Source organism: Vibrio makurazakiensis, assembly GCF_050337375.1.
Classification (GTDB): Bacteria; Pseudomonadota; Gammaproteobacteria; order Enterobacterales; family Vibrionaceae; genus Vibrio; species Vibrio makurazakiensis.
Genome location: NZ_JAKJSW010000301.1, coordinates 1 through 3,834 on the forward strand (window position 1 = coordinate 1; position 3,834 = coordinate 3,834).

Genomic DNA, 3,834 nt, shown 5'->3' on the forward strand with positions numbered 1-3,834 from the left:
GCAAGCTTACTGTTTGCTTTCGGTATTCCTCATATTTTAACTGCTGATGTTCTCTCCCATAGCCAAAAAGGCAATAACAACGCCTACTGCCAAGATGGTGAAACCAGCTGGCTGAACTGGGAAAACACTGAAAACAAGGCGCAATTTAAAACTTGGTTATCTGACATGGTTGCTGCTCGACAAGAGTTTATGGTGCCATTCATAAAAGCATTCAGTGGTGAAAAACGAAACCTTAACCGGATCTACTGGCGCAGAATCGACGGTACCATCATGGAACATGATGACTGGAACCGTTTAAGTTCCGTGTCTTTACATATGGGCATAGGCAAAGATGGTTGTGAGATGCTGTACTTGATCAATCAAACCAACGCGCCCGCTAGGTTTAAGCTGCCAAATGACCGCAAACAAAACTGGGTCACTATTTGTGACACGAACCAACACAGCATTGAACCTGGTCATGCTGATGGTGAGTTATTAATTTCTCCAACCTCAATGGCTGTTTTGCATTTTCAGCCAGAGACTTCTAATCAGCTTAATAGCTAATAGCTAATAGCTAATAGCTTAAACTCTCATCAAAAGTCTTATAAAAACCAGTCAAAACAATGGCTGGTTTTTTTATTCAACAAATATCACAAAACCGAACTGTTTATATGGAATCATTTGCATTGATGTGAGTGGCGTAACCGTTTACTATGCTCTCAAAATAATACAAACGACGTCCTTTAAACGCTATGGCTTTACCAAAAACACTAGTGCGGCTCTTGCGGCCATACTTAATACTCTTAACTGGCTTAATGATCTATTTGGCTATCGTTCAACTAGAAAACGCAGAAGGAGCGGCTTATAGCCAATCTCAATCAAATATTAGAACGGCCACCTCACTGATCAATGGCAATATAGAAGCAACCTTCGGAAAAATATACTTACTTGAAGACGCGCTCAATCGTTCTGAATCCTCATCAAGTGTGCAACGTAATTTCACCGACCTTAGTAAAAAGATTCTAAAGAACACACCTAATTTCGCTGATATCCTTATCTTCAATCCTGAAAATCAACGCTATACTTCCACGCAAGGTTATTCTATCGAGCCGGCTTACTCGTTAGATTTACAGTGGCACTCCATTGATTCTATGGATCGGGACTTCTTTATCTCTTCGGTTTACCAAAACCCCGCTCAGCGTTGGGTGTTTGCGGTAAAACACAATAAAGCGAACCAGAAACAGCAAGTGTGGGTAGAGTTCGATTTACTTCATACAACTCAGGCTTTAAAAGAGCTGAAAACCTTAGAAAAAGGTTACGTGTTTGTCGTAGATCTCAGTACAGAAAAGTTAGTTTTTCACCCGAACCCACAACGCATTGGCACTGACTCCATTAGTTACCGCTCTGGGATCGATGAACTCATTTCAAACGGCTCATCGAGTGGCAACTACGAGTACTACTATCGAGACAATTTTAAAGTTTCAGTGTTCGATGCCAACAACAGCTTAAACTGGGTTTTCATCTCGGGAACGGACCGCAGCGACATTCTAGCGACCTCTTATCAATTCACCTTAACGGCCATAGTGATCGCTTCTCTTTTGTTGTTAGTCATCATAACTAATTATCTGTTTTACCAACTCAACAGCAGCTTGGCCGATCTCAATCGCATCATTGATATCGCTAGCTTTAAGCATCATCTAAAATCCATTTTTGACAAGTTTGTCTTCCATGAAGGCGTACAATTCGTGCTTTATAGTAAGAAGAACCATAGCTACTCAACTTTGGATTACCACGGTAACAAAACCTTAGTGTTTACAGACGAGAAGCTCGCTAGTTCTATTGAACCAAGTTCACTAAGCTACCAAGGTGGGCAATACGCCGACCCTTTGGCTCGCACTCTCAAAATTCGCCAACGCCATTACCGTATTCCTCTGTTCTCGCAAGATACGCTTATCGCCATTATTTATGTCAATGCTGCCCTGCCCACCTATCAAGGCATTTTGCGAATGATCCGTGACTATAGTGAAGTGGCGTTATCGAATCAGCTTCTTCAGCATCAAATTCGCAATAAAGATGTCATGACTCAATTAGACAACAAGCAAAGCTTCAGTGATGACCTAGCGAGTCATACCGATGTGGAAGACTTGTTCCTCGCTTTGTTTGAACTGGATAACTTTGAGTACTTGAATACAAAATGGGGAGCAGATACTGGAGACAGAATCATAATGAAAACGGCAGACTCCCTTCGCCAATGCTTCCCTAAACCTAATGGGGTGAGCCTAGCCCGAGTGGGGGGAACTCAATTTTCTGTTCTCTTTACCGCGAATAGTATTCAAGATGCCAAACAACAATTCGACCAGTTTAGAGAAACATTAGCCAGTCAGCCGCTAGCTGTTACTGAACACTCGATAGCAATCCAAATAAGCGCAGGTATCTCCGCCCTGACACCGTCATCAAATAGTCATGTTGAACAGGCTGAACGGGCTTTAAACCAGGCTAGAAGGCTTGGTAAGAACCGAGTTGAGTACATAGAGAACCATTTGAAAGACATCGCTTAGACAAGCTGATAGATGGATACAAAAAAGCTCTGCCAAATTGGCAGAGCTTTTTATTTTCAATCGATAAAGTGAATTGGAATCATTAACCAATAAACGAAATATACCCTTGTAGGATAATCAGGTTAACGATATCGATAAAGAAGGCACCTACAATCGGAACTACCATGAACGCTTGTGGCGAAGGGCCAAAACGGTTCACCAATGAGCCCATGTTCATTACCGCTGTCGGCGTTGCACCTAGGCCAAAACCACAGTGACCACCAGCCATAACCGCTGCGTCATAGTTAGAACCCATCACTTTAAACGTCACGAAGTAGGCAAAAATACCTAACACCACAGCTTGTACTGCAAGTATTGCTAAGAACGGAATCGCTAGGTCAAAGATATTCCACAGTTTCAAGCTCATTAAAGCCATCGCTAGGAACAACGACAAAGAAACCGTACCAAGGATATCTACTGTCTCAGTATCAATCTTATGAGCTTTGGTCACTTCCATTACGTTGGTAATGAATACACCGATAAAGAGAGCATAAACGAAGTCTGGGATCATCAGCCATTTGATATCAAACGTACTCACCCATTCTTCTAGATAACGAGCTCCGGTAACGCAAATCAGCAAAATGAATAGCACTTCAATCACTTTCTTCGCAGTGACTTTGTCTTCTTCATATTCGTTATAGGTCACGAGTTCCGGGAAACGTTCGTGCGTAGTCGTACCTGTCCCGTAGTCCGATTCGATTTGGTTCTTATCAATGAGCTTTTGCGCCACTGGGCTACCAATAATACCACCAATGATCAGGCCAAATGTTGCAGACGCCATCGCGATTTCAAGCGTGTTAGCAATGCCATAGTTATCTGCAAAAGTTTGCGACCAAGCAGCGCCTGTACCGTGTCCACCTGACAAGGTGATTGAGCCTGCAATTAAGCCCATCAAAGGGTCTAAACCCAGTGCTGTAGCTAAGGTTACACCTACGCCATTTTGAATAATGATATAGACCGAGGCGACACCTAAGAATAGAAATACTTTCGCTCCGCCTTTCATCAATTGGGTATAGTTTGCTGCAAGGCCAACAGTGGCAAAAAACATCAGCATAAACGTATTTTGAAGTGGGAGAGAAAACTCTAGATCTACACCATTAAAGTGGAGTGCAGTAATGGCACAAGCGACAATAAGACCGCCCACTATAGGCTCTGGGATATTGTACTTTTTAAGAATGGGTAATTTAGCGTTAACAAAATGGCCTAGAAACAACACACTAATCGCGATTAGGAAGGATTCTAGTGGTCCTACTGAAAT

At 42.5% G+C, this 3,834-nt stretch carries 2 protein-coding genes and 1 pseudogene; 2 read left to right on the plus strand and 1 reads right to left on the minus strand.

The window, feature by feature from the left end; translation table 11 throughout:
- A pseudogene (locus L4C33_RS20365) lies at window positions 1-543 on the plus strand (glycogen debranching enzyme); the annotation flags it as partial.
- 251 nt (window positions 544-794) lie between these two features.
- Complete coding sequence (locus L4C33_RS20370; protein ID WP_428814221.1) at window positions 795-2,537, plus strand: sensor domain-containing diguanylate cyclase; 1,743 nt, start codon at window positions 795-797, stop codon at window positions 2,535-2,537.
- 82 nt (window positions 2,538-2,619) lie between these two features.
- On the opposite strand, the gene gltS is transcribed toward L4C33_RS20370, so the two are convergent.
- A partial coding sequence (gene gltS, locus L4C33_RS20375) for a sodium/glutamate symporter (RefSeq protein ID WP_428814222.1) occupies window positions 2,620-3,834 on the minus strand: 1,215 nt, incomplete at its 5' end.

Coding starts and splice junctions, on each gene's coding strand:
- L4C33_RS20370 (WP_428814221.1), top strand. CDS start 795: ATGATCTATTTGGCTATCGTTCAACTAGAAAACGCAGAAGGAGCGGCT.